Origin of the sequence: Moritella sp. JT01 (assembly GCF_001574435.1) — a bacterium.
GTDB lineage: Bacteria > Pseudomonadota > Gammaproteobacteria > Enterobacterales > Moritellaceae > Moritella.
The window spans coordinates 675,427-700,588 of sequence record NZ_LOCN01000007.1; the positions used below are offsets into that span (position 1 = coordinate 675,427).

18 protein-coding genes are annotated in these 25,162 nt (G+C 40.5%); 9 read left to right on the forward strand and 9 right to left on the reverse strand.

Annotation, left to right across the window (positions count from 1 at the left end):
- Positions 1–29: 29 nt before the first annotated feature.
- Entirely contained in the window at positions 30–2,162 is a 2,133-nt protein-coding gene (gene fadJ / locus AKG98_RS09570; protein ID WP_067044821.1) for a fatty acid oxidation complex subunit alpha FadJ, read from the reverse strand.
- Complete coding sequence (fadI, locus tag AKG98_RS09575; protein WP_067044824.1) at positions 2,162–3,472, reverse strand: acetyl-CoA C-acyltransferase FadI; 1,311 nt, start codon at positions 3,470–3,472, stop codon at positions 2,162–2,164. Before fadI ends, fadJ begins: the two co-directional genes overlap by 1 nt.
- 339 nt (positions 3,473–3,811) lie before the next feature.
- Between fadI and AKG98_RS09580 the strand changes: the two genes are divergently transcribed.
- The 9 genes from AKG98_RS09580 (at position 3,812) to AKG98_RS09620 (ending at position 15,347) form a co-directional block, all read left to right on the forward strand.
- Complete coding sequence (locus tag AKG98_RS09580; protein WP_067044827.1) at positions 3,812–4,768, forward strand: MoxR family ATPase; 957 nt, start codon at positions 3,812–3,814, stop codon at positions 4,766–4,768.
- A gap of 13 nt (positions 4,769–4,781) precedes the next feature.
- On the forward strand, positions 4,782–5,729 hold the full coding sequence (locus tag AKG98_RS09585) for a DUF58 domain-containing protein (protein ID WP_067044830.1): 948 nt from the start codon (positions 4,782–4,784) through the stop codon (positions 5,727–5,729).
- 5 nt (positions 5,730–5,734) lie between these two features.
- Positions 5,735–6,214: a DUF4381 domain-containing protein gene (locus AKG98_RS09590; RefSeq protein ID WP_067044833.1), complete on the forward strand. Its 480-nt coding sequence runs from the start codon at positions 5,735–5,737 to the stop codon at positions 6,212–6,214.
- A complete protein-coding gene (locus AKG98_RS09595) occupies positions 6,214–7,188 on the forward strand; it encodes a VWA domain-containing protein (protein ID WP_067044835.1) in 975 nt (324 codons plus the stop codon). Before AKG98_RS09590 ends, AKG98_RS09595 begins: the two co-directional genes overlap by 1 nt.
- Positions 7,181–9,022 (forward strand): VWA domain-containing protein, encoded by a 1,842-nt coding sequence (locus AKG98_RS09600; RefSeq protein WP_067044838.1) that lies wholly within the window; start codon positions 7,181–7,183, stop codon positions 9,020–9,022. The genes AKG98_RS09595 and AKG98_RS09600 overlap by 8 nt, the downstream gene beginning before the upstream one ends.
- Positions 9,016–10,749 carry a BatD family protein gene (locus AKG98_RS09605; RefSeq protein ID WP_067044841.1) on the forward strand — a complete coding sequence of 578 codons (1,734 nt, stop codon included), beginning with the start codon at positions 9,016–9,018 and terminating at the stop codon, positions 10,747–10,749. Before AKG98_RS09600 ends, AKG98_RS09605 begins: the two co-directional genes overlap by 7 nt.
- A 331-nt stretch (positions 10,750–11,080) precedes the next feature.
- Positions 11,081–12,097, forward strand: a complete 1,017-nt coding sequence (gene fbp, locus AKG98_RS09610; RefSeq protein ID WP_067044844.1) for a class 1 fructose-bisphosphatase — start codon at positions 11,081–11,083, stop codon at positions 12,095–12,097.
- Between the two features lie 548 nt (positions 12,098–12,645).
- Complete coding sequence (locus tag AKG98_RS09615; protein ID WP_067044846.1) at positions 12,646–13,941, forward strand: outer membrane protein transport protein; 1,296 nt, start codon at positions 12,646–12,648, stop codon at positions 13,939–13,941.
- Positions 13,942–14,054: 113 nt separating this feature from the next.
- Positions 14,055–15,347, forward strand: coding sequence for an OmpP1/FadL family transporter (locus AKG98_RS09620; protein WP_067044849.1), 1,293 nt, complete (start codon positions 14,055–14,057; stop codon positions 15,345–15,347).
- Between the two features lie 75 nt (positions 15,348–15,422).
- Here the strand turns inward: AKG98_RS09620 and AKG98_RS09625 are convergent, their stop codons facing one another.
- The 7 genes from AKG98_RS09625 to AKG98_RS09655 form a co-directional block, all read right to left on the reverse strand.
- Positions 15,423–16,004, reverse strand: a complete 582-nt coding sequence (locus tag AKG98_RS09625) for a histidine phosphatase family protein (protein ID WP_067044852.1) — start codon at positions 16,002–16,004, stop codon at positions 15,423–15,425.
- Positions 16,001–17,230 (reverse strand): glycosyltransferase family 4 protein, encoded by a 1,230-nt coding sequence (locus tag AKG98_RS09630; protein ID WP_067044855.1) that lies wholly within the window; start codon positions 17,228–17,230, stop codon positions 16,001–16,003. The genes AKG98_RS09625 and AKG98_RS09630 overlap by 4 nt, the downstream gene beginning before the upstream one ends.
- Positions 17,223–18,452 carry a glycosyltransferase family 4 protein gene (locus AKG98_RS09635; protein ID WP_067044858.1) on the reverse strand — a complete coding sequence of 410 codons (1,230 nt, stop codon included), beginning with the start codon at positions 18,450–18,452 and terminating at the stop codon, positions 17,223–17,225. Before AKG98_RS09635 ends, AKG98_RS09630 begins: the two co-directional genes overlap by 8 nt.
- An 85-nt stretch (positions 18,453–18,537) precedes the next feature.
- Positions 18,538–19,689, reverse strand: coding sequence for a glycosyltransferase family protein (locus AKG98_RS09640; RefSeq protein ID WP_067044861.1), 1,152 nt, complete (start codon positions 19,687–19,689; stop codon positions 18,538–18,540).
- 48 nt (positions 19,690–19,737) lie between these two features.
- Positions 19,738–20,916 (reverse strand): glycosyltransferase family protein, encoded by a 1,179-nt coding sequence (locus AKG98_RS09645; protein ID WP_067044864.1) that lies wholly within the window; start codon positions 20,914–20,916, stop codon positions 19,738–19,740.
- 117 nt (positions 20,917–21,033) lie between these two features.
- Entirely contained in the window at positions 21,034–23,400 is a 2,367-nt protein-coding gene (locus tag AKG98_RS09650; RefSeq protein ID WP_067044867.1) for a mechanosensitive ion channel family protein, read from the reverse strand.
- Positions 23,401–23,674: 274 nt separating this feature from the next.
- On the reverse strand, positions 23,675–24,571 hold the full coding sequence (locus AKG98_RS09655) for a porin (protein ID WP_067044871.1): 897 nt from the start codon (positions 24,569–24,571) through the stop codon (positions 23,675–23,677).
- Positions 24,572–25,162: the final 591 nt, after the last annotated feature.

The window sequence follows — 25,162 nt, forward strand, 5'->3', positions numbered from 1 at the left end:
TAAATTATATAAGCTAATGCATTACGCAATTAGTTATAGAATTTTTTACCTTCTTTCGCCATCGCTTTAAGCGATTCACACGGTGCAAAACGCTCACCGTATTTATCTTGATGACGTTCTAGCTTGTCAACAAGTTCAGCAATACCGATTGAATCCATGTAATGGAATGGACCACCTAAGAAAGGAGGGAAACCGATACCGAAGATTGCACCGATGTCACCATCACGCGCACTACGTAGGATACCTTCATCAAGACAACGCGCCGCTTCGTTCAGCATTAATAATACTGCACGCTCTGCAAGTGCTTTAGGCTTCATTGTCACTTCAGGCTTCAGGTTAAATAGCTTGTAAATTGATTCATCAACTTGCTTCTTACCTTTCTTCGCTTTCTTACCGTATAGGTAGAAACCTTTCTCGTTCTTACGACCTTTACGATCATCAGCCAATAGCTTATCAAACGCTGCAGGTGCTTCAAAACGGCTACCTAGCTCTTTCGTTAAGATTGGACCGATCTTAGCACCAACATCGATACCAACTTCATCAAGAAGTGTTACAGGACCAACAGGGAAACCAAAATCAACAAGCGCTTTATCAACCGCTTCGATAGGCTCTTGTTCTAAGATGATACGTGCAGCTTCATTCATGTAAGGCGCAAGTATACGGTTTACATAGAAACCAGCACCATCTTTAACGACGATAGGTGTTTTGCCTTGTTTACGGGCAAATTCAACCGTTGTCGAAATAGTTTGGTCAGACGTACCTTCATGCGTAATGATCTCAGCAAGTGGCATTTTGTCCACTGGGCTGAAGTAATGCAGACCAATTACATTTTCAGGGCGCTTCGCTTCAGAAGCAATCTGTGTAATTGGTAAAGAAGACGTGTTTGATGCGAAAATAGTATTTTCGTTACAGTTAGCTTCAATATCAGCCACCATTTGGTGCTTCAATTTTAGATCTTCAAATACCGCTTCAATAACAATGTCAGCATTTTTCACACCAGTGTACTCAGTTGTACCGGTGATCATAGCAAGTTGACTTTGCATTTCAGCTTTAGACATAAAGCGACGTTTAACTTTCTTGTTTAGAATATCATACGTATACTTTTGTGCGTTAAGCAGACCTTGTGGTGCAATATCTTTAATACGCACAGGTACTTTCGCTTTCGTTGCAGTAACGTTAGCGATACCGCCACCCATTAAACCACCACCAAGTACGACCGCTTTTTTCACTTTTTTCGGCGCAACGCCTTCAACGCCATCTTCTTTCTTCATCTCTGTTGTCGCAAAGAAAATGCCACGTAGTGATGCTGATTCAGATGTCATTGCAAGTTCTGCAAAACGTTTAGCTTCTAGTTTTAAACCTGCTTCAAAACCTTTTTCTTGACCAACTTTAACCACTTCTAGAATGGCTTCTGGTGCTGGGTAGTTACCACGCGTTTTAGAAAGTGTTTGTTTTTTAGCTTGGTCAAACATGATCTTACGACCAATTTTATTTGTTTCTAATAGCTTACCAGTCAGATCTAGTTTTAGTTTACGCTGGATCTTACCTTTTTTCGCTAGCTTAACTGCAACTTCAAGTAATACAGTTTCAGGCACAACATCATCAACAAGGCCCATTTTAAGCGCTTGTTTACCACGTACTTGTTTACCTGTTAACATTAGGTCAAGCGACTTAGCCACACCGATAAGACGCGGTAAACGTTGTGTGCCACCACTGCCAGGTAATAGACCTAGCATCACTTCTGGTACACCTAATACTGTTTTAGTGCTTTCTGTACAGACTCGGATATGACAAGCAAGTGCGAGTTCTAAACCACCGCCCAAACAAGGGCCGTGAATAGCAGCAACAACAGGAATATTTAATGCTTCCAGTTCACCCATAACACGGTGACCTTCCAGTGATAACTTCTCTGCATCTGCAGCCGTTTCACACGCATCAATCATAGTAACGTCAGCACCAGCAACAAAGCTATCTTTCTTGCCACTGATCAGTACTAGACCTTGTAGATCGGAATTAGATTTAATCTCTTTCATCAAATCAGAAATTTCATCAGCGAACTCTGCACGTAAAGTGTTCATCGTTTCGCCGGGTACGTCCATTGTTAGAACGCCAATTTTATCTTCACGGATCTCAAGTGAAAATGTTTTATCTTGCTGACTCATTACGCGCTCTCCACAATCATTGCTACACCTAGACCACCAGCAGCACATGCAGCCGTTAACCCTAGACCACCACCACGACGTTTCAATTCATGCAATGTTTGCGTGATCATTCGTGCGCCAGTCGCTGCAAATGGATGACCATATGCAAGTGAACCACCAAGTACGTTGAACTTACTTTGATCGATATTAGCAACGCGCTCTGGACGACCTAGTTTTTCCTGTGCAAACGTATCTGACTCTAAACATTTTAGGTTTGCTAATGTTTGTGCAGCAAATGCTTCATGCATATCAAATAGCGCTAAGTCATCAAATTTAATACCTGCACGGTCTAACGCTTCAGGTATCGCATATGACGGGCCAATTAGACCATCAACATCAGCAGGAACAGCAGCATAAGCATAGCTACGAATATAACCAAGTACTTCAAGACCAAGTTCTTTCGCGCGGCTTTCACTCATTAATAATACCGCAGCAGCACCATCTGTTAGTGGCGTACTTGTTGCAGCAGTCACAGTACCGTGTTTACGGTCAAATGCAGGACGCAATTTAGCGTAACCTTCAACTGATGAGTTTTTACGAATGTTGTTATCTTCAGAAATAAATGACTTCATTGGCTCTGGATAAGCCGTCATTACTTCATCTTTTAACTTACCTTCTTCCCATGCTTTAGCTGCAAGAGTATGTGAACGATGCGCTAATTCATCCTGCGCTTGACGCGAGATGTTATAAGACTTAGCCATTTGTTCCGCAGTTTGTCCCATCGTAATACCGGTACTGTATTCTGAAACAGCAGGTGCGACAGGCAGTAAATCTTTCAAGCTTAGTTGGCGAGCGATCTTGAGTTTATCACCCGTCGTTTTTGCTTTGCTTAAGTTAATTAACTGATGAGCAAGCTTTTTAGATACGCCGATTGGCACAACTGAAGATGAATCAGCACCACCAGCAACACCACAGTCAATCGAGCCAGCCATAATAGACTCGGTAACATTTGTAATAGCTTGGAAACTTGTAGCACATGCACGCGATACACTGTATGCATCGGTGCCGATGTCCATGCCAGTGCCTAATACGATTTCACGCGCAATGTTTGGCGCTTCAGGCATTTGAACAACTTGTCCAAATACAACTTGCTGAATAATCTTAGGATCAATGTCGTTACGAGTAAGCATCTCATTAACAACCATTTTGCCTAAATCTAATGCTGGAACCCCATGAAACGCTGTTGCTTGTTTAGCAAACGGGGTACGTAATCCAGTGACCACCGCGATACGATCGCCGTTGCGGGTGGTTAGGCTTTGTGGTTTAGCCATCACTTATCCTCATTCCGTTAAGTAAAAGAGGTCAGACCTCATAAAATTAAGTCAATATTAACCTTTTAGTCACAATATTCAAACATTAGTTTGAATATTGAGTCTTTCATCTTAGAACTGTGACCCAAAAGAAAATATTGTGTGAAAAAATAATGCTTAATAGTAGTCATATCAACCTAAAGATAAAATATCTGTAGGTATATTACTCACCATCTGCACTATAAAATAGTCATTACCAGTAAAGTTCTGTAAAAAAAATTAAAATTTAGTTTTGAACTTTTACAGTCAACGTATTGTCGGTAAAGTAGTGTTTATATTAACTTTATACGATAGATAATTATGCCAAAATCAAACTTTAATCAATTACGCGGCTATCTTAACAGCCAAATTCTTGGGCAAGCAAAACTTGTCGACAATTTATTAATCGCGCTTCTCGCAGATGGTCACATCTTAGTAGAAGGTCCACCCGGATTGGCCAAAACTCGTGCAGTTAAAGCACTTGCCGATAGTTTAGATGCCAACTTCCATCGTATTCAGTTTACACCCGACTTACTGCCTGCAGATTTAACCGGTACTGATATCTATCGCGCCGAAACCGGCACCTTTGATTTTCAACCCGGTCCTCTGTTCCACAATATTGTGCTTGCGGACGAGATTAACCGTGCACCAGCTAAGGTACAGTCTGCGCTGCTAGAAGCTATGGCCGAACAGCAGATAACGGTTGGCAACAAAACCATGTTATTACCAACGCTATTTATGGTAATGGCAACGCAGAACCCAATTGAGCAAGAAGGTACGTACCCATTACCCGAAGCGCAGCTTGATCGTTTTATGCTACATCTAGAAATTGACTACCCAGATAAAGACACAGAATTACAAATTTTACGTTTAACCACGCAAGAAGCACAGCAAGACACGGCTGCACCGATTACAAAAATCAGTCAAAAAGCGATCATGCAAGCGCGAAAAGAAGTACTTAATATTCACCTTGCCCCTGCCCTCGAGCATTACCTTGTCGATTTGATCATGGCCACACGAAATCCTGATACCTTAGATCCTCAACTCGCCAGTTGGATCAACTTTGGTGCAAGTCCACGTGCGACTATCTCTCTTGCCCGTTGCGTACGTGCTCGCGCTTGGTTACACGGTCGTGATCATGTATTACCCGAAGATATCCAAACCTGCCTCTACCCTATCCTACGTCATCGTTTACTACTGAGCTTTGAAGCGGAAGCTGACGGCATTACTGCAAACCAAGTTATTGACCGAATCTTGTCATTAATTGCATTTTCGTAAACTGAGTTAGTCTATGTCAGCAATCGACGTTACGATAAAAGAGCTACAACAATACAGCTACCAAACCAATAGCCTGTTAGCGAGCAAAACCTTAGCCAGAGCACGGCTGGCTGGTGGTCACCTTTCGCCAATCAAAGGCCGCGGTATGGAGTTTAGTGAGTGTCGTCAATACCAACCCGGTGATGACATTCGGAGTATTGATTGGCGTATTACCGCACGTACAGGTAAAACCTACAGCAAGCTATTCAGTGAAGAGAAAGAGCGGCCTGTTTATATCTTACTTGACCTGTCATCAAGCATGTATTTTGGCAGTCAATACCGACTAAAGTCAGTACAAGCCTGTCACCTGACGGCATTACTGGCGTGGGCAACAAAACATAAAAGTGATCGTGTAGGCGGTATTATCATTGGGGATTTTGGGCACAAAGAACTAAAACCACAACGGCAACAACGCGGTATTATGCAATTACTCAGTGAAACAGTAACCTTACATAATACGCAACTGACCCTATCTCAAGCCGATCGTATTAATGCAGCTAATGTAACGAACACAAATACAGTTCTGAAAGAGTCGCTGACCAGCGCCCTCACCCGTTTACGCTTACTGTGTAAAACCGGTAGCCATATCATGATCATCAGCGATTTTCTTCATCTTGATGACAACGCACAAAAACAATTAGCGTTATTAAAACGCCATAATGAAGTTGAAGCTTGGCAAATTTATGATCCTTTAGAACTCGCTCTTCCTAGCATCTCTGGTAATGTCCGTCTCGCGGTATCAAATGGCCAACAACATGGTTTTGTTAACCCGAGTAACGCAAAGAGTCGTCAAAAATATCAACAACATGCAGACATTAAACAACAAGCATTAAGACAAATAATGAACCGATACGGTATTCGTCACCACAGGATCAGCAGTGGCGAGTCATTATTGAGTCAAATTAAAGGTAAGGGTAAATAAAGCGCATGGATCCGTTAGCACAATTAAAAGATATTCATTTACCAGCGCCAGTATCGACGTGGCCACTGTCACTGTATTGGTGGCTAGTTATTATCGCTGTATTATTGATAATTGGATTGACTATTTACGGTGTATTTCGCTACATCGAAAAAACTAAATTAACCCGCTTAGCCCTCGCTGAATTAACACAATTACAGCAGCAGGGTTGTGAGATAAACGACTTACACCATCTACTCAAACGCATCGTTTTATCCAGTTTCCCACGTGAAGCAGCGGCCTCTTTACACGGTGAATCATGGTTAAGTTTCCTCGATCAACAAGCCAGTTCGAGCAAGCGGAAATTCACTGCGTTCTCAAATAATAACGCAGCATGGACTCTCGATTTGTATAGCGCTAAACCCAATATGATTGCCGAATCCTCACACTTTAAAACGTGCCAAGACTGGATCAAGAGAACCCCGCTTATGCCTGTGGAGAAACAGTAATGTTTGAATTTAATTGGCCTTGGCTTTTACTCTTATTGCCATTACCTCTGCTTATTCGCTTTTTTAGCCGCGCGGGTCAAGCACAAACCCCATTAGTATTACCTAACTTACCTTATATAGAGACAGCAACGGGCACTGCCACCAAAAAGCCCCATGCAATCTGGCCATTAATCTTAATGTGGCTATGCCTGGTTATCGCCTCTGCCCGTCCAATGTGGATAGGTGAACCGCAGTCAATTCCACAACAAGGTCGTGAAATGATGCTTGCAGTAGATCTGTCAGGCTCAATGCAGATTGAAGATATGCAAATTAATAACCGTATGGTTGATCGTTTATCACTGGTGAAAAACGTTGTAGCGGACTTTATTAAACAACGTAAAGGCGACCGTGTCGGACTTATCTTCTTTGCTGATAATGCCTATTTACAAGCACCGCTCACTTTCGATTTGAAAACCGTTAGTGGCTACATGCAACAAGCCGTACTTGGTCTTGTCGGTGAACAAACCGCGATTGGTGAAGGTATTGGTTTAGCACTCAAACGTTTTGATGCTGCAGACAATCCCCAAAAAGTATTGATATTACTCACCGATGGTCAGAATAACGCCGGTGAAGTAAAACCGCTAGAAGCCGCTAAATTTGCACAAGAGCAAGGTGTTAAAATCTACACAATAGGTGTCGGTGCCGATGCTTATTATAAACGCACGTTATTCGGTAATCAGAAAGTAGATCCTTCACGGGATCTCGATGAAGCCACCTTAAAGACAATCGCAATACAAACAGGAGGCCAATACTTTCGCGCGCGTGATGCGAGTAGCTTAGCGGCTATCTATACCGAACTTGATAAACTAGAACCAGTAGAGCAAGCTCAGCAACAATTTAGACCACAAACCGATCTATTTCATTGGCCATTATCAATCGCGTTATTATTGTCAATTTTCGCATGCTACCTACGCCAAGGAGCGAACCATGTCTGATTTTATATTATTACGGCCATTATGGTTACTGGCGCTATTACCGCTCATCGCCCTTGCTTGGTACTTCCGTAAAAACAGCCAGACTAAAGGCTGGCATACAATGCTTTCACCTGAGATCGCGCAGTTCTTATTAGCGCAGCATCAACCAACAACAAAATCCAAGCATTTCTTTATACCATTAGCCAGTATTTGGGTACTCACCACAATTTCATTATCAGGCCCTAGCTTTAGCTATACAGAACGTCCTGTTGCGAGTATCTCGCAAGCAAAAGTCATGGTATTAGATATGTCGCTGTCTATGCGTGCAACTGATCTTAAACCCAATCGCTTAGCGCAACTTCGCTTTAAAACCACGGATATTCTGAACGATGTTAAAGAAGGTGAAATAGGGTTAGTCGCTTATGCGGGTGATGCATTTGTTATCTCACCATTAACCACAGACACAAGCACCTTGTTAAACTTGTTACCAAATCTGTCTCCTGAAATTATGCCTGTAAGAGGCTCTAAGCCAGAAGCAGGTATTCGTCAGGCAATCGAATTACTCACCAACGCAGGTTATCAGCAAGGACAAATATTACTGGTGACCGACGGTATTAATTCAACGCAAGCAGATAGTATCAATGCATTATTAACAGACACGGATTACAGCTTATCGATTCTTGGTATCGGTACCGCTCAAGGTGCACCGATTAAAATGCCTAATGGCCAGTTACTTAAAAACAACCAAGGGACAATCGTCGTGCCTCAGCTTGATGCAGCTTTACTAAAAGACACGGCACAATCGAATTCAGGGCAAGTGCAAGTAATAACCCACGGCAGTCAAGCGTTAGCCGATTTATTTAATCATCCTTTAAATTTCCAAAATAACCAAAAAACAGATCTAACCACGATTCAACGTAATGACGATGGTATTTGGCTATTACCCTTAATCGCATTGTTAGCTGCCTTTAGTTTTCGGAAAGAGTTATTTTTCAGCTTTTTCTTGGTGTTTTTACTACAGCCAGAATCAAGCTATGCAGCCGAACCCTCTATATGGAATAACAGTAACGAAAATGGTGCATTGCTGTATCAAGATAAGCAATACCAACAAGCTGCTGATACTTTCTCTGACGAAAAATGGCAGGCCAGCGCATTATATGAAGCGGGAGCATACCAACAAGCTATCGATCTGTGGGCGAATGAGCCAAGCAGTGATTCCTCTTATAATCAAGGTAATGCTTTAATGCAGCTCGGTAATATTGATGAAGCCACTAAAGCCTACGAACAAGCGTTAAAACTAGATCCTAAAAATAACGATGCGAAAGGTAACTTGGCACTCGCTAAAAAAATGAAGCAGCAACAGAAACAGCAGCAAGGTGACAAAGGCAAAGATAGTCAAAGCCAGCAAGACAGTCAAAGCCAACAAGACAGTCAGAGCCAGCAAGACAGTCAAAGCCAGCAAGACAGTCAAAGCCAACAAGACAGTCAAAGCCAGCAAGACAGTCAAAGCCAGCAAGACAGTCAAAGCCAGCAAGACAGTCAAAGCCAGCAAGACAGTCAAAGCCAACAAGACAGTCAAAGCCAGCAAGACAGTCAAAGCCAGCAAGACAGTCAAGATAACGCGGGTGTAGCAGGACAAGATGAAACCGACGATAATTCGGATGAAGGTAATACCCAAGGGCTGTCGGCAGCACAACAGACGCCATTAGAAAAAGAGCAACAAAAACGCTTACAAAAATGGCTTCGGAATATCCCCGATGATCCTTCGCGGTTATTAAGAAATAAAATGTACATAGAAAGTCAGCAACGTAAAGCTGAATCAAATCAGCAAAATAGTTCGGAGCAAATATGGTAAAGGCAATTCAGACACATCGCCGGGTTTCTAAATTCTCACTAATGGCGAATTTTCTCATTCTTGTAAGCTTGTTATTTATACTTAGCTTTCAGGCGAATGCTGCGTTAAAGATGACAGCATCTATCAACCAGAGCCCCGTTGTACAAGGCAGTAGCTTTATCCTTGAAATCCGCGCTAATGAGAGTATTAGCGCCAGTGACTGGGATAATTCTGCACTGCTGGCTAATTTTGTCGTGGGTAGAACATCGAGCAATAGTCGAAGCAGTTATTTCAATGGCAAGACAACACATATAACAACCCTGACAACCGTATTAATGGCTCGAAATATAGGTGCTTATACCATTCCTGCCTTTACGATTGATGGGGCTACAACACAACCAATTAAAATAAATGTCATCTCATCGGCGACTGCAAATAGTCGCGGTCTCAATAACCGAAATATCGAATTAAAAGTAAATATTTCGGAGAAAAACATTTATGTTGATCAGCAGTTTATCTATACGACAACCTTATATATTGCGCAAAATACCCAGATGCAAGCTGGTAATCTAATCGAGCCGACAGTGATTGACGGCGTAGTAAAACAAGTAGGTAAAGATGAAAATGCGAACCAAATCATTAACGGCCGACGCTTTAAAACAATTACACGTCAATATGCTATTACCATCAACACAGCAGGAGCAACCACGATTACTCCAAGTCGATTTGAAGGACAAGTGAGTACAGTTAAACCTGGCTATCGTTTTGGGTCGGTTACGCCAGTAATTATCCAAGCTGATACTTTAGATTTAAATATTAAGCAACAACCAGCGGACTATATAGGTGACTGGTTAGTCAGTGATTTTGTGCAACTCGACGAAGAGTTTCAACCATCGCAAAACAGCTATCAACAAGGTGAGCCAATAACCCGAACGATCACACTAACCGTTGCAAATGTAAATAAGTCCGCTCTACCCGACTTAGCTGTTAACTGGCCACAAACCGTCAAGGTCTACCCGGATAAACCACAGTTGGCTAGTTTTGCACAACAAAAAAGTTACTTCGCGCAACAGGTATTAAGTTTTGCCATTATCCCTAATCAACTTGGTGAACTAACACTACCAGAAATATCAGTGCCTTGGTTTAATAGTAAAACACAACAACAAGAATGGACGACGCTACCCGCTAAAACAGTGACCATACTACCGAGTGAAAATAATGTAGCGAATCCAAACGACCAAACTCCACTTGATGCATCTAATGGTAGTAATCAGGATAATATACAAACCCTACCGGCAGCACCAACTGAATCACCAGTATGGCGTTGGTTAACCTTTATTTTTGCGGGCTTATGGATATTAACCTGTGTAGCTTGGCTTATCTTACGTAAACGCAACCATCAATCGCCTAGCCCCGAAATAACCGTTGCAACTAAAACAGGTAATATCTGGCCGCAATTACAAACCGCACTGAAAAATAATGATGCGAACCAAAGTAGCCAATTATTACATTTGTGGTTTAAACAGTACTGGCCTGAGATCAAAGACCCACAGCTAACCTCACTGCCGATGAATAAAGAATGCCAGCAAGCTTGCCAGGCTCTATTTACGTTTACTTACGGTAAAAATGCGGACATAACGAATTGGAATGGACACGTATTATTAGCACAATTAACCAAACTTAAAAACGCTAAAAACGCAGTAACAAAAAAACAACAATCCGAGATAAAAACTCAACTTAACCCATAGTTTTCACTAAAAAATACAAAGTTGGCGCTTTAACATAGCGCCAACTTCGTTTAAGAAAATAACAACACGCCCATAAAGTTCGCTTTCGAACATATAAACCCCGCTAAATAATGCTCGAACATTAAACAATATATCTCTAGTATGAAAATCAAAGATTCATATGAGCATTTAGCACTTTCAACTGAAAGCCTGCCAGCATTAACTGAAAGTTAACAACTGATTTTACAAATTACATACATTTATCTACTAGCCCACACTAGATCTCCACCTTAAAAAAGCGCAAAATAGTGGCAGCTATCGGATTTAATTATTGCTTTATTAAGGAATTGGAATGTTAATACATAAAACTCTTGGTGAGTTCATCATTGAAAATCAATCTGATTTTCCACATGCGAAAGGTGAATTAACTGCACTACTAAGTGCAATCAAACTTGCGGCTAAAATTGTAAACCGCGAGATCAATAAAGCAGGCCTAGTTGACATAACAGGTGCAAGTGGCATTGAAAATATCCAAGGCGAAGAGCAACAAAAATTAGACATGTATGCGAACGAAGTATTTAAAAATGCGTTGATTGCACGTGGTGAAGTTTGTGGTATTGCTTCTGAAGAAGAAGATAATTATGTATTTTTCGACAACCAAAACAGCCGTAATGCTAACTATGTAGTATTAATGGATCCACTAGACGGTTCATCAAACATCGATGTAAATGTATCAGTTGGTACTATTTTCTCTATTTACCGTCGCATATCACCTGTTGGTGGTCCAGTTTCAATAGATGACTTCTTACAAGTTGGCCGTAAACAAGTTGCAGCGGGTTATGTTGTATATGGTTCATCAACCATGTTGGTATATACAACTGGTAATGGTGTTCATGGTTTCACTTACGACCCATCAATTGGCGTATTCTGCTTATCTCATGAAGCATTAACCTTCCCTAAATCTGGTAAAATCTATTCGATCAATGAAGGTAACTACAGCAAATTCCCACTTGGTGTGAAGAAATACATTAAGTATTGCCAAGAAGAAGACGAAACAACGAACCGTCCTTATACTTCACGTTACATTGGTTCTCTCGTATCTGATTTCCATCGTAACCTGCTTAAGGGTGGCATCTACATTTATCCACAAACAGCACAAGCACCAACGGGTAAACTACGCTTATTATACGAGTGCAACCCAATGGCTTTCCTTGCTGAACAAGCGGGTGCACTAGCGACAGATGGTTATACACCAATCCTAGATCTTAAGCCTACAGAGTTACACCAACGTGTACCTTTCTTTACAGGTTCTGTGGATATGATGGATACAGTACACCAGTTCATGCAAGAGCATAAAGAAGAAGCGTAATTCAAGCCTCTTTAACTACCCCTATTAAGCCACGTCATCTTCTATTCGAGAAGGTGACGTGGCTTTTTTGTTATCAAGGGTGTGTGTATTATAAACAACAACATAGTAAAACGTGACAGACGTGACACTTAATAAAAAATTGTCTCAAAAAAGATTGACACAGTTATATGATACAGATCACAAATTCAAACATTGATTTTGACTTGATAACTATAAGAACAACTACTCTAATTTATTTGGTAGCGATAACAATTTAATAACAACACGTGTACGCTGAAATAAATAGCTGCTTATCAATGACTTAGCAATCCTCTTACCCTCCACTATTTTTTCAATTAAACGTCAAGCCTTAATAACCAAACATTACACACTGTAATTATTCTTAATTACAAAGCATGAACAAGCAGTTATTATTTATTCATACTATCGACAACTGGTCTGACCTGGGTGTTTAAAGGATAAACAAAAGGAACTTTGTTTTTCTATTCAGAGATCTAAACCAGTCACGAGTTAAACAAAATAAAACTTATAAAGATGAGTAATTAACTATGTCTAAATTTAAAAAAACAACGCTTGCTACAGCCCTACTGCTGGTAACTGCACAGTCTTCTGCGGCAGGTTTCCAAGTAAGCGAACATTCAGCATCTGGTCTTGGACGAGCTTTTGCTGGTGAAGCAGCCGTTGCTGATAACGCATCAGTACTTGCACGTAACCCCGCTGCAATGACACGCTTTAAACAAGCTGAATTATCTTTCGCTGGTTCTTATGTTGATCCTAATGTTGATATTACAGGTGTGAAAGATACTAGCGTCGGTACAGTTTTAGGCCGTGATGTAAACGAACTAAATGCTAATGATATGGTACATAGTGCTTTTATTCCTGCTACCTATTTTATCCAACCAATCAATGACAAATTTACTGTTGGTCTTGGAATTTTCTCAAGCTACGGTGTAACAACAGAATTTGAGGATGACTATGCTGCGGGTGCAGCGGCTGGTAAAACTGACTTATTAACATTAAATATCAATCCGAATATTGCTTTTAAAGCAACTGAACAACTAAGTTTAGGTTTTGGTGTTAGCGCTGTTTATGGCAAAGCGACAATCAAGCGTAACTATGGTGATATCATTGCTGCTAAAACTTATGCTGCTGGTGCTGGTGCCGCAGCAGCAAGAGCTGCAAATAATCCAAGTAAAGAACTCTTCCTTTTAGAAGGTGATGCATGGGCTATTGGCTGGAATACGGGTGCATTATATGAAATCAATAAAAATAACCGCATTGGCTTAGCTTATCGCTCACAAGTAGATCTTGACTTTGAAGGTGACTTTACCGGTGCAACAAGCGGCGGTAATAAAGTTAAAGCATCACTTGACCTTCCATTACCTGCCACCGCTGAATTTTCTGGCTATCATGCTTTAAATGAGTCATTTGCCGTATCTTATAGCGTACTTTGGACAGAATGGAGCAAGTTTGAAGAACTTCGAGCAACAAGTTCATCTTGCAAAGGTGGCGAGTGTTTCTTAAAAGAAGAAAGCTTTGATGACAGTATGCGTTATGCTATTGGTGCTGAATATACGATAGATAAAGTAATATTACGCGCAGGCTTCGCTTTAGACGAGTCAGCAGGTGAAACAACACTAAGTATCCCCGAATCAGATCGATTTTGGTATACAGTAGGTGCAACATATAATGCAAGTAGTAATCTAAGCCTTGATTTTGGTGTTGCTTATATCTATGTAGAAGAAGTTGAATTTACAGAAACGCCAGTTCCAAATATGGAATACGGTTTTAAATCTTCAGGTGATGCGATCCTCGTATCAGCACAAGCAAACTACCGTTTCTAAGCGTATTTAGATAAGTAACTTAATACTTAAATACAGTAATAAAAATAGCGCCTTATGGCGCTATTTTTATTTTCGGCTAACCTTAAGATAAACGTTATTTTAAGGGAATAAATATGAAAAAAAGTTGTCGCAGTGATTCGTCCATCGTCTACCTAAGCGCTCTCCTTAGCTTCATATCTTATTACAGCCCTTCAATCTACGCGGCATCATATCAATCCTCAACAACCTCAGCCATCGAACTCAGCAATGCAGGTGCAGGCGCAGCAGCAGACTCTACTAACCTAGCAAATATAGCAGTTAACCCCGCGATCATCGCTGCGTTTTCATATCCGAGTATGGCTATCGCTGGTATCTTAGTTCAATCTGAAAAAGACATTATCGGTGAATATTATTCCAATGGTGATCCTGAAGCATTAGATAACGCTGGAATCGGTGGCGATTATGTCGTTCCTTCTGGTTACTTTGCATTTCCCATTAATAAGAAATGGTCATTTGGGTTTGCTACTTTTTCTAATTATAACGTCCGTAACAACTATGATACTGAATATCCCGTAGGTCTTCTTGCTGGGCGGCGCTCTTTATTCACCTATGAAATTAGCCCAAATATAGCCCTCAAATTAACTGACTATTTTTATCTTGGTACGGGTGTAAGTGCTATTTATGGTAACTATCAATTAACAACAAACTATGGCGCACAAAATACCAATAACCCAAGTCAGATTTATCAAGATTATAATGGTACGGATATCGGTTTTAGGTTTAATATCGGCATACTTTATCAACTAAACACACACCATAAATTTGGGCTATCCTATCGCTCTGCGAGTGACATTGAAACAGAAGGTCCATTTACCACATTGGCGGGTAATAATGATTTAGTATTTCAAGATACGACAACGCTGACGATGGCAATTCCGAGTGAGCTAACATTTTCAGGCTTTCACCTACTTGATCCGCGACTATCAGTACAGTATTCATTAGCCTGGTATGGATGGGGAAGCCTAGATTCCATTTCAGTATCACATCCAGATTGTCCTGCTAACTCGGGGTTTAATCTACCACAAGGTCAATGCTTGACAGAGTCTGTTAACGCAGAGGATGGTTGGAAAGTTGCATTCGCCGTTAACTATAAATTAAATGATGTTGTCTGGTTACGAAGTGGGACGTCAACAGAAAAGTCAACTGAAAGCGCAACCTTCTCGATACCTTTTGATAAAAAAACAAACTTCAGTTTTGGGTTATCCTATTATGCAAGTCGCTCATTAAGTTTCGATATCGGCCTTACCTATGCAAAATATGAATCCACGCGAATTAAAGATACAGTTGGCCAAGATAGCTTCGATATAAGTACCGAAGGCAATAGTACTATGCTTGGGTTTCAACTCAATTACCAATTAATAGATTAATCTATTATCACAATGTTAATAACAAGCTCCCTTAACAATTGGGAGCCTTACACAAACCAACTTGAAGATATACGCTTATAGCGGAATATTAAGCTCAACAATAGACCAGCGCCCGCGATCAAAACAAAAGTGTTGAGCGCAATGATAGTCCATTTTATGCTGTGCTTTTCCTAACATGTTCCAATTCGTCGCGAGCGCATATATCGCACGGATAACACCTTTATGACTGACGCAGCCTATATAATGTTCTTCGTTATCAATGGCCAGTGACTCAACCCAAGTACTTACTCGCGCAGCAACCAACCTTGGCGACTCAGCATTCTGCGGTTTTAGATCTAACCCTAGCGCTTCTTGTTTCGCAAAATAACAGGGATCTTGGGATCTTAATTGTTGTAAGGTTTTACCTTCCCACTCACCCCAACTCATTTCGATCAAAGCCATTTCCGTCTGTGCATCAACGCAGAGTAATTCGGCCGTTTGTTGGGCTCTTAACAGCGGGCTATGAAACCATCGCAACGATGACAAATTCGACGGTAACTGATAAGCGCTAATTTGTTGCCTTCCCGCCTCATTCAACGGAATATCTGTACGCCCCTGTAAACGCCGTTCACAGTTCCATTGCGTTTGCCCATGACGGATAAAATAAACGTGGATCATATATTATCCAACGGATTTGATATCGCATCTTGGATAACACAATTAAGCTGCCGAGCACTGGCCTCGATAGAATGATGCTGAGTAACGTATTGCTTGGCCGCGTGTTTCATTGTTTTCAATTTTTCATTATTTTTCAGTAAACCGTCAATTGTTACTGACATTTCTTGCGCATTATACGCATCGACCAAGGTGCCTGTGACATTGTTATTCACAATTGAGCTCACGCCCCCCTGATCACCTGCAACAACGGCAACACCCGCTTGCTGGGCTTCTAAGAAGATCATGCCAAGCGCTTCATTTATCGCAGGCCAAACGAGTAATTCGAAATGCGGTAATAGTTGTCGTATTTGGCTGTTTTCAAGTGCACCTGCAAACTTGACTTGCCTGTGCCGAACAAAAAGAGTTCGGACTTCTGCTTCCATTATTCCATCACCGATAATCAATAACTGGTGAGGCTGTTGTAAAAAATTGACCACTGAACTTAATTGCTGATAAGAATGGTGCTTATCACCACTGCGCATCATTGCTATTGTGATAAGCCAAGGTAAGTGACTATCTAAACCGTATTTAGCAGCGATGCCTTCTCGCGTTAAAGTCGCAGTTAATTCGCCGCTATCTTTGCTTACCTGAGAATGCTCACTGTTTACATAAGAACCGTCATGATTAACAGGGAGATCATCGATAAAAGCATTAAGTGACACAAGTGGAGAATGACTTTGTTTCTGCCGCTGAGAATAAAAGTCAACAAGTGCTACTTTATCTCTTGGGTTAATACAGATGACTTTACTCGCTAGTTTTAATCCTGTAGCCACTTGCTGGTGATACAGAGCCCAGCCCCCCTTGGCACGTTTCTCTGCCCATGAAGCTTCAGCCACAATGTAAGGGATATGAAGCGCCTGACAAATGATTGGACCAATTAAGTCTGGTGCTTTGTAATACAGGTGATAACTAAACCAAGCATGCGGTCTAAAGCCTTGCTTGTTCCAGCGGCGCATAATTCTAGTCGCTTCTTTTTTAGCAATAATAATCAAGCGTTGCTGACGATGACTGTCACCTCGCTTATCAAAAGTGCGCAACTGGCTCGCAAGTTCAACATGATAACCGCCCTGCTCCAACGCACGTATAAATAAACGCGCTATTTTTCGGTCACCCGAGGGTATCGGATGTAAGGGCGATTTAAGCGGCGCATAAAATGCGATGCCTGTTTTTACGTTTGTATCAGTCACGGCTATCAAAAAGCTTTTCTAATTGATCGATACCAATTTTAACATCAAAGCGTCGGTGAAGTTGCTTCTGCCCCTCTAATCCTAGACGTTCTCGTTTTTCACCATCTCGTAATAAATCATCTAATGCAGACGCTAATTGATCAACATTATTCGACTCAACGAGTACGCCATTTTCACCATTATCAATTAGCTCTGGGATACCTGAAATATCCGTCGCCAGACAACATACAGATTGGCTTTGTGCTTCCATCAACACATTCGGCATCCCATCTCTGTCACCATCGGCAACAATTTTACTTGCCAGTACAAATAGGTCACTTTCTCGGTAAGCTTCAAGTACTGTTAGTTGTGGCTGTGCGCCTTGCCACTCAATGTGTTTATCAATACCTAACGCTTTCGCCTGCTGTCGCAAACTCTTTAAAATACCGCCACCGCCAATATGCGTTAACTGCCAATGTAAATCTTTTGGTAACTTAGCTAACGCATTCAGTAAATCATCGTACCCCTTCTTCGGAACCGCTCGACCAACACTGATAATTTTAACCGGGTTATCTGCCAAACTGCCGTTAACATTGGCGCGAGATAGACGCTCTACATGTTGAAAACGGGTAAAGTCTAAACCGTGATAAACCAAGTGTACCTTACTTGGATCTTGAGCAAGGGATTGTAAATACTGATGGTTCGCGGCGGTACACGTAGACAACCACTGTAACTCTGTCAGTTTTTCGGCAAGATCCCACTTTTCTGATGTCCAAATATCTTTGGCATGTGCCGAGCACGACCAAGGCAGATCATTAATTAATGCGGCATAGCGTGTTACCGATGCCGGAGTATGTAAAAAATGCGCATACATTTGCTCGATACCGTCTGGCATTTCGGCTGCAAGTACGATGCCTTGACCAAAGCGACGAACCCGTCCACGGCTAGTATCACGCTTAATATCTTGAATAAACTGCTTAACCACTTTGGTTAATGAATAGCGTTTGACGACATGAAAAAACGCTTTTAGTACCCGTAATGGTTCAACATGTAAGTATTCAGGTAAATATAATACATCCGCTTCAATCTGTTGGTGAATAGGATGCGTGCTGGTATCTGTCGGATGACGTAATGAAACTAATGTAATATCAAACCCACGTAACTCCAATGCGCGAATTTCTTGAGCGATAAATGTTTCAGAGAGGCGTGGATAACCTTTAAGTACTAATGCAATTTTTTTCACTACTGACTTACCTTAAACTTTGATAATTAAAACGCGATGAGACGTCATAAAAACATATATCGAGCTTGAGCATTACTTTAATGACTTACGAATGTCTTGAGGAAGCCCATTCAATAAGCAGTTCCGCACTTTTATGGGCGCCCTGATTGTCGATATTAATCGTCTCTGCAGGACTGGCTAATGCTTTATTAATCGCAGTTTTTAACGTCTCGATACTCAATTCACTATTCTTAACTAATTGTAATACATTGCTTTGTGCTAACACTTCACTTCGCGCCAACTGTTCTGTTTCGCCTTCACCTTCAAACGGTATTACCACTGCAGGAACCGCAGTCAATAACAGATCCATCACAGTGTTATAACCCGCTCTTGAAATAGACACATACGCATTACTCAATGCTTTTAAAAAATCATCTGCGAGATCAACAACTTGCAAGTTTGATTGTTGCTGCGCTTTAAAATAAGCTTTGTCGGCACTGTCCATATTTGGACCTGTAATCAATAACCACTTTTTATCCGCTGCAAATCCACTATTAAATAACGCCATCACTGCAACTAAAATATCTTTACCGATACTGCCGCCTCCGACAGACACAACTATCGTATCCCGTGTTTTCTGCGACTTATCACCATTTGCCATGGTCGGGCAAACATATCCGGAATAACTGATTTTATCGGCAATCATACCGGCAACTGGAAAGCTTTTTTCTAATGGGTAAAAGTTTTTATCTCCATGCACTAATACATGCTGGTAATACGTTTTTACAAGGTTAACGTACTCTTGTTCTCTTACTGTTGAACGACGTTGCAAAATATCTCGGATAGAAGAAACCAGTACAGGGGGATTACTTTGTGACTTAACCCAATTAAGGAGCGGTAACAACTCAAAGCGCATTTGCCTGCGACCAAAAGGATACGTTTCAGTAACAATTAAATCAGGTTGCAAGGTCTCGCAAAGGGCTAATAGAGCCTGTGTACGCTCTTTTTTATCATCATCATTAACAGGAGTGTTATCTGCTTTAACTAAACCACTAAAACCTGAATCAGCGCTTTTAACCGCCATTAACTGGTGCATCGTCGCATCACCAAAAGACATGCTCGGAACAGGCATACCACCAAAAATAACATCTACATGAGCACCCTTCTCACACAATGCTTGAACAATAAGAGAAGAGCGACGAACGTGGCCAATACCTAATAAATATTGCACATAATACATAATACGTGGCGCTGACATATGCCTAATTCCTTACTAAAAACACAAATTAAAAAGAACTAAATTAGATTATTTTGATACCAACTCACCAAATCGATCAGCAACAAAGTCTAAACCATTCATCAAGTTATCAAGTCTATGTGTACTCGGTTTATCTTGTAGCAATAATTTAATAATACTGTCGCGCATCACTTCAACTGAACGTTCAGACTCCAAATCAAGCATAGATAACAGGCCAACGTCTGCTGCATTACTTGCTCGAATTAGCTGCTCTTTGCGTGGGTAGCTACGAGGTAAAATTAATGCACGCTTATCAAACGACAGTATTTCGCAAAACGTATTGTAGCCACCCATGGCAATCACCGCCTCAGCTTCGCTCATCAAATGCTCGAGATGATTACTGAATGTGATCGCATCGACATGCGGTAACAACTCTGCACGATGCAAAAACGCATTACGATCCGCAGCAGGCATAAAAGGACCAAGTACAAACAAGGCAGGCATCAGTGTTGAGCTACTCTCATAAGCACGTAACACCCAGTCAATCATTTCAACACCATCACCGCCACCACCAGGGGTGACCAAAATATAAGGCCTATCAGGAAAATTAATGGCATCAGTATCGACTTTTTGTGGTAACTGCCTTGGCAAATAACCAGTAAATAAGGTTTTATCTGTGACGACTTGCTTTATATCTAGCCCCTTTAATGGATTAGATACCTCAGCTGGACCATAAACCCAAAGCTCATCATAAAGATTTTCAAGCAATGGCATCACATTTTTCTTCTGCCATTCTTTTTTTAAAAGCTCGGGAGAGTCCATCACATCACGTAAACCGAGAATACATTTGGTATTCGTATCTTTAAAATAGGCTAGCGTACTAACGACTTCATCTTTCAATCCACCCGGCTCTTTATCGACAAGGAAAATATCCGGTTTGAAGACTTTAGACGTATTCAAAATGATGGCTTCACGTAATGCCAGAGTATCAGCAAGATCGATAAGTAAGCCAAGTGAGGTGTATTCACCATTGTGAAGCTTAATAACGCCTGGAATACGAATAAAATCAACACGGGCTTTAAAATCAAAGCGACCAATAATCGGTGAACCAGTAATAATTAAAACAGATAAGCCCTTGTATCGGTCAACAAGCTCATGCGCGATGGTTCTACAGCGCCGCAAATGCCCAAGACCGAAAGAGTCGTGACTATAAATAAGCAAACGGCTATTATTTAATTTACTGCGCACTTGAATTCTCTTTAACTAAATATTATTAAGATGGATAAGGTTATCAAAAAAGAGTTGGCTAAGATAGCTAACTACTCACTTAATAAACCTTTCATTTTATTAAAAATAAACACTCGATTAGTTATAATCAGAGTCTATTTTGTCGTTCTTTTTTATCTCTGTAGAGACGCTTAATGCGGCAGCAGCACCCAATGTTTCAGCAAGTTCATCATTTTTTTCAATCATATCCTTCAGGTCTTCTTTGTCTTTACCTGCATGCTGAGTTAACACATGTACAGAGCGATGAGCAAACTCAATACCATTGGCTTTTAATGATTCTTGTACAAGTCTAAATGCTTCACGGCGAATGACCCATTGCTCACCAGGTACACACGTAAACTTCATCCGGAAGATAAGCGCGGACTCTTCAACCCTCGTCACCCCTTGCGATTTCAATGGAAGTAAAAAATGTTGCCCATATTCAGGATGCAACAGCATTTTTTGCCCCACTTTTTTGATCAACTTACGTACCTTTTCAACGTCAGTTTTGTAATCTAATCTAAACTCTAATTTCTTAGTGATCCAATCACGGGATAAGTTACTGACGGTTGCCATTTCGCTAAAAGGGATCGTTTGTACTGCGCCAAGGTGATGACGTAATGTAATTGAACGAATAGAAATGCGTTCAACAGTACCACGTAAGCCTGCAGCCTCAATATATTCACCACGGCGAAATGCATCATCAAGTAAAAAGAAGATACCAGAAATTACATCCTGTACGAGTTTCTGAGCACCAAAACCAACGGCGATACCGACGATACCCGCACCAGCAAGTAACGGTGCTATTTCGACACCCATAATACTCAAAATCATCAATACAACACATGAAAACAAGAACACTAATAAAAATGAACGGACAAGCGGTAGCAATGTTTCTGAACGAGATGCACCAGCGCCACCACCTTCACCTTCAAGCGTTGAAGTACCTGAGTCATTATTCACGCACGCATCGTAAGGAAGGTGACGCTCAATTGCAGACTGAATAATTTCCCACACAGCGGATGCGATAATAACAACAACGATAATATCTACAAACATTTGAATAAAACCGCCAAGGCTATTCGCTAATTTCTCCCAGGCGTTATGATCAAAACTGGCATCAATGTGATAGAAAATAACAGCGACGAATATGATGCGGAAAGCAATAATGACTCTGCGGATAAATTTATCACAACGCATTTCAAAAGAATGGCTTTGCAACCATGTGATACGCTTAAGCTGGTTAAGCAGAACAAAGATCAACCGGTCTAATATAGGATAGGTAAACGTCAGCCACCAAATAGGCGTAAAGTTATCTGCTTGCTCGTAATAGCCTAAAAATTCGTACGTAGCCCAGAATACCCAAGCCACAAACAACCAGATAGTAAAAATGGTCGCCCAGGTTTGACGTAAAAATCGGGTAAATGCTGAACTGGTTTCTTTTGCATCAATAAACATACCTTCAATGGTTTTACGATTAAACCAAATAAAGGCAATTGATAAAATATTTAAGATCATCCCTGTTGCTGGAATAATCAGTGCAAATAGGATCGTGTCTAACGAGAATAATATGAGGACATACCAGAGTGTTGTAATAGTAAGATATATCGACATAAAAATAAGAATTGACCAATACAGTCGAGTCGCCGACGAACAGTCAATTTTAAACAATCGATTACCTTTAGCATAGGGAGCAAAGATAAGTCGTAATATAATCATTAATGCACGTATTTTAACAACAAGACCTAGCCCATGCAGGCTTAGTACACGAAATGGGTCGGTTTCATTATAGTTGTAAACCGCAATCAGCGCGGCAATTAAGGCGAAAATAGCAATGCCTACATATTGAAAAAATCCACGCATGAGTATGTAATCAAGATTGTCTTTAAAACTCGAATCTTTTTCTTTCGCAACACTCTCAGAAAAAGAATCCATTTTCAGACTAACAACACGCTCTACAATAAAACCAGAAACAAGCATCAACACAAAAATAGTAAACAAAGAGGTGAAACGCCCTACACCTTCTTCATTCGTCAGATTATTAATTAATTGCGCTTGGTGTTGAGGCCACAACGCTAAACTGGCTAATAATTTTGCTTTACGATCTCTGGCATCCATTAAAAAAATAAAACGAGCCATTTCATCATTTCGATAACCGTATTCTTTATTACTCCCACGTTGTGCCGACGCCTCTGTAACACGCCAGTTTTTCGCCTTACGCGCGTTTTTTCTATCTGCAACGAAAGGGTCATTATCATTATTTACAGGTTGGTAATCAGCTGACAGGTAATCACTCTCGTTACTGACTGGGCTGGTCTTTACTATATCAACCGTTTCTTTTGTCAGTGATAACTCGGCCTCTTGCGCATAAGCAAAACTTGTATTACTCAGCATCAAGAGCATATAGATCAATATTGTAGCGACGAGTGTGCGACTAAAGACGCTTGAGGTAATACGTTTGGGCATAGTAATAACCAAATATTGATTGATAAGAATAACTATAGTATCAAAACTTTATGAACGAATGATATGAGATCCGCACATTACTAATTCATTTCATGAATATCGAATTTGATTGATAAAATAAGTAGGTAGTAATAGATAGGGTAAAATTATTTGGCTGTAAAATTCGTTAATACAATACAGTAGTACAATCAATAGCTGAAAAAAAACCGCCCACTTTAGCAGTGAGCGGTTTCATTAGTCAGTGTTGTTTATAGCAACGAATCAACAGGGTTGATTAGAAGTATACACGACCACCGATAGCAACTTTTTGATCTGAAGATGTTGTATCAGTGTCTGAAGAATTAAATTCTATGAATGTTTTTACGTCTTTAACGATTTCGTAGTCAGCACCGATTACAAGTTCTGAACCATCAACTTTTGCAACTTCTAGGATATCGTACATAGCGTATACGCCAGCTTGACCTAGTGCGTAATGAACACCGAAACCGTATGCAGAAGTATCAACGTTGTCAACTTCTAATGTTTGGTACTGAGCACCTAACGTTAATGCGTCAAGAGAGTATTGTGCGCCAACGATAAGAGCTGAATTATCTGAGTTATTAGTAGCTGCATTATCGTTCTTAATGTTGTAAGCAACACCAAGAGATAGGCCAGCAACATCGTATGTACCACCGATAGAGTAAGTATCTTTGTCCATTAGACCAACAACTACTGATGCGCCACCGAATGTTTTAGTATATTCAAGTTGATCTTGTGTATCTGAACCAGCTTCAGCATTTTGGTGGTTATAAACGCCATTCTCGTATGAGAAATCGTTCATTACTAAGTCATCATTTAGACCAAGTTTTTTACCAAGAACAAGTTTACCGTATACGTCATGTTCGAAACCAACGAAAGCATTGTTGATGTATAAAGTATCAAGAGAATTAACGTCTTTATATTTGATTTCCATCTGACCGAATGCTTTAACACCTTCGCTTAATTCTTTAGATGCTTTAATATCGAAACGTGAGCCAGCATCTTCAAATTTAACGTTATCTTTATCGTTAACTAGAACGTGGCCACGGAAAGAACCGCCTAGAGAAACTGAAGTACCTTCGTTGTTATAAACTTCAGCAGCGTTTGCAGCGCCAGCTAGTAAAATTGCAGTAGCAAGAATAGTCTTTTTCATTTTGAAATCCTTTATGATTTATAAGTTAACTCACTCATTACTTAAATCTCTCACTGAGATGATTTTATCTGGTAATGATCGGTTAAACCAAGAGTTAATGTACTCTAACAAGTAGCGAGTTAAACCAATAATTCATCTGATTAAACCATTTGAATAAGATTTAACAACTACGCTTAAAACTTGGTATAGATTATACTCACAATATATTTTTGAAAACTATAAGGAAAATCAATCGGAGATCAAAAACAAGATCATGGACACAAAAAAAGGTATGACATCTAGAAATTTCTTGACAGCTGGAATTACAGACACCCCTAAGGAGAGCTTTTTTCAAGCTAAATGGTTAAAAAGAACACGTATGTTAAGTTTACTATTCTAACTACTATATTCCATTCAATCTGCTAACTATTCAGAACGATAAAATGCTCTAAAGTTCAATTTAATATGCCGATAATGATTTAGGGTTAGTTTCTAGGATAGGAGAATATAAAATTTCGGCAAGGTTAATTTCTTTTATCTATATATAGGCAGCAAAATAGAGGTCGAAAAATACGTAAAAAAATACCCCAGCAATACTGAGGTATCTTATAA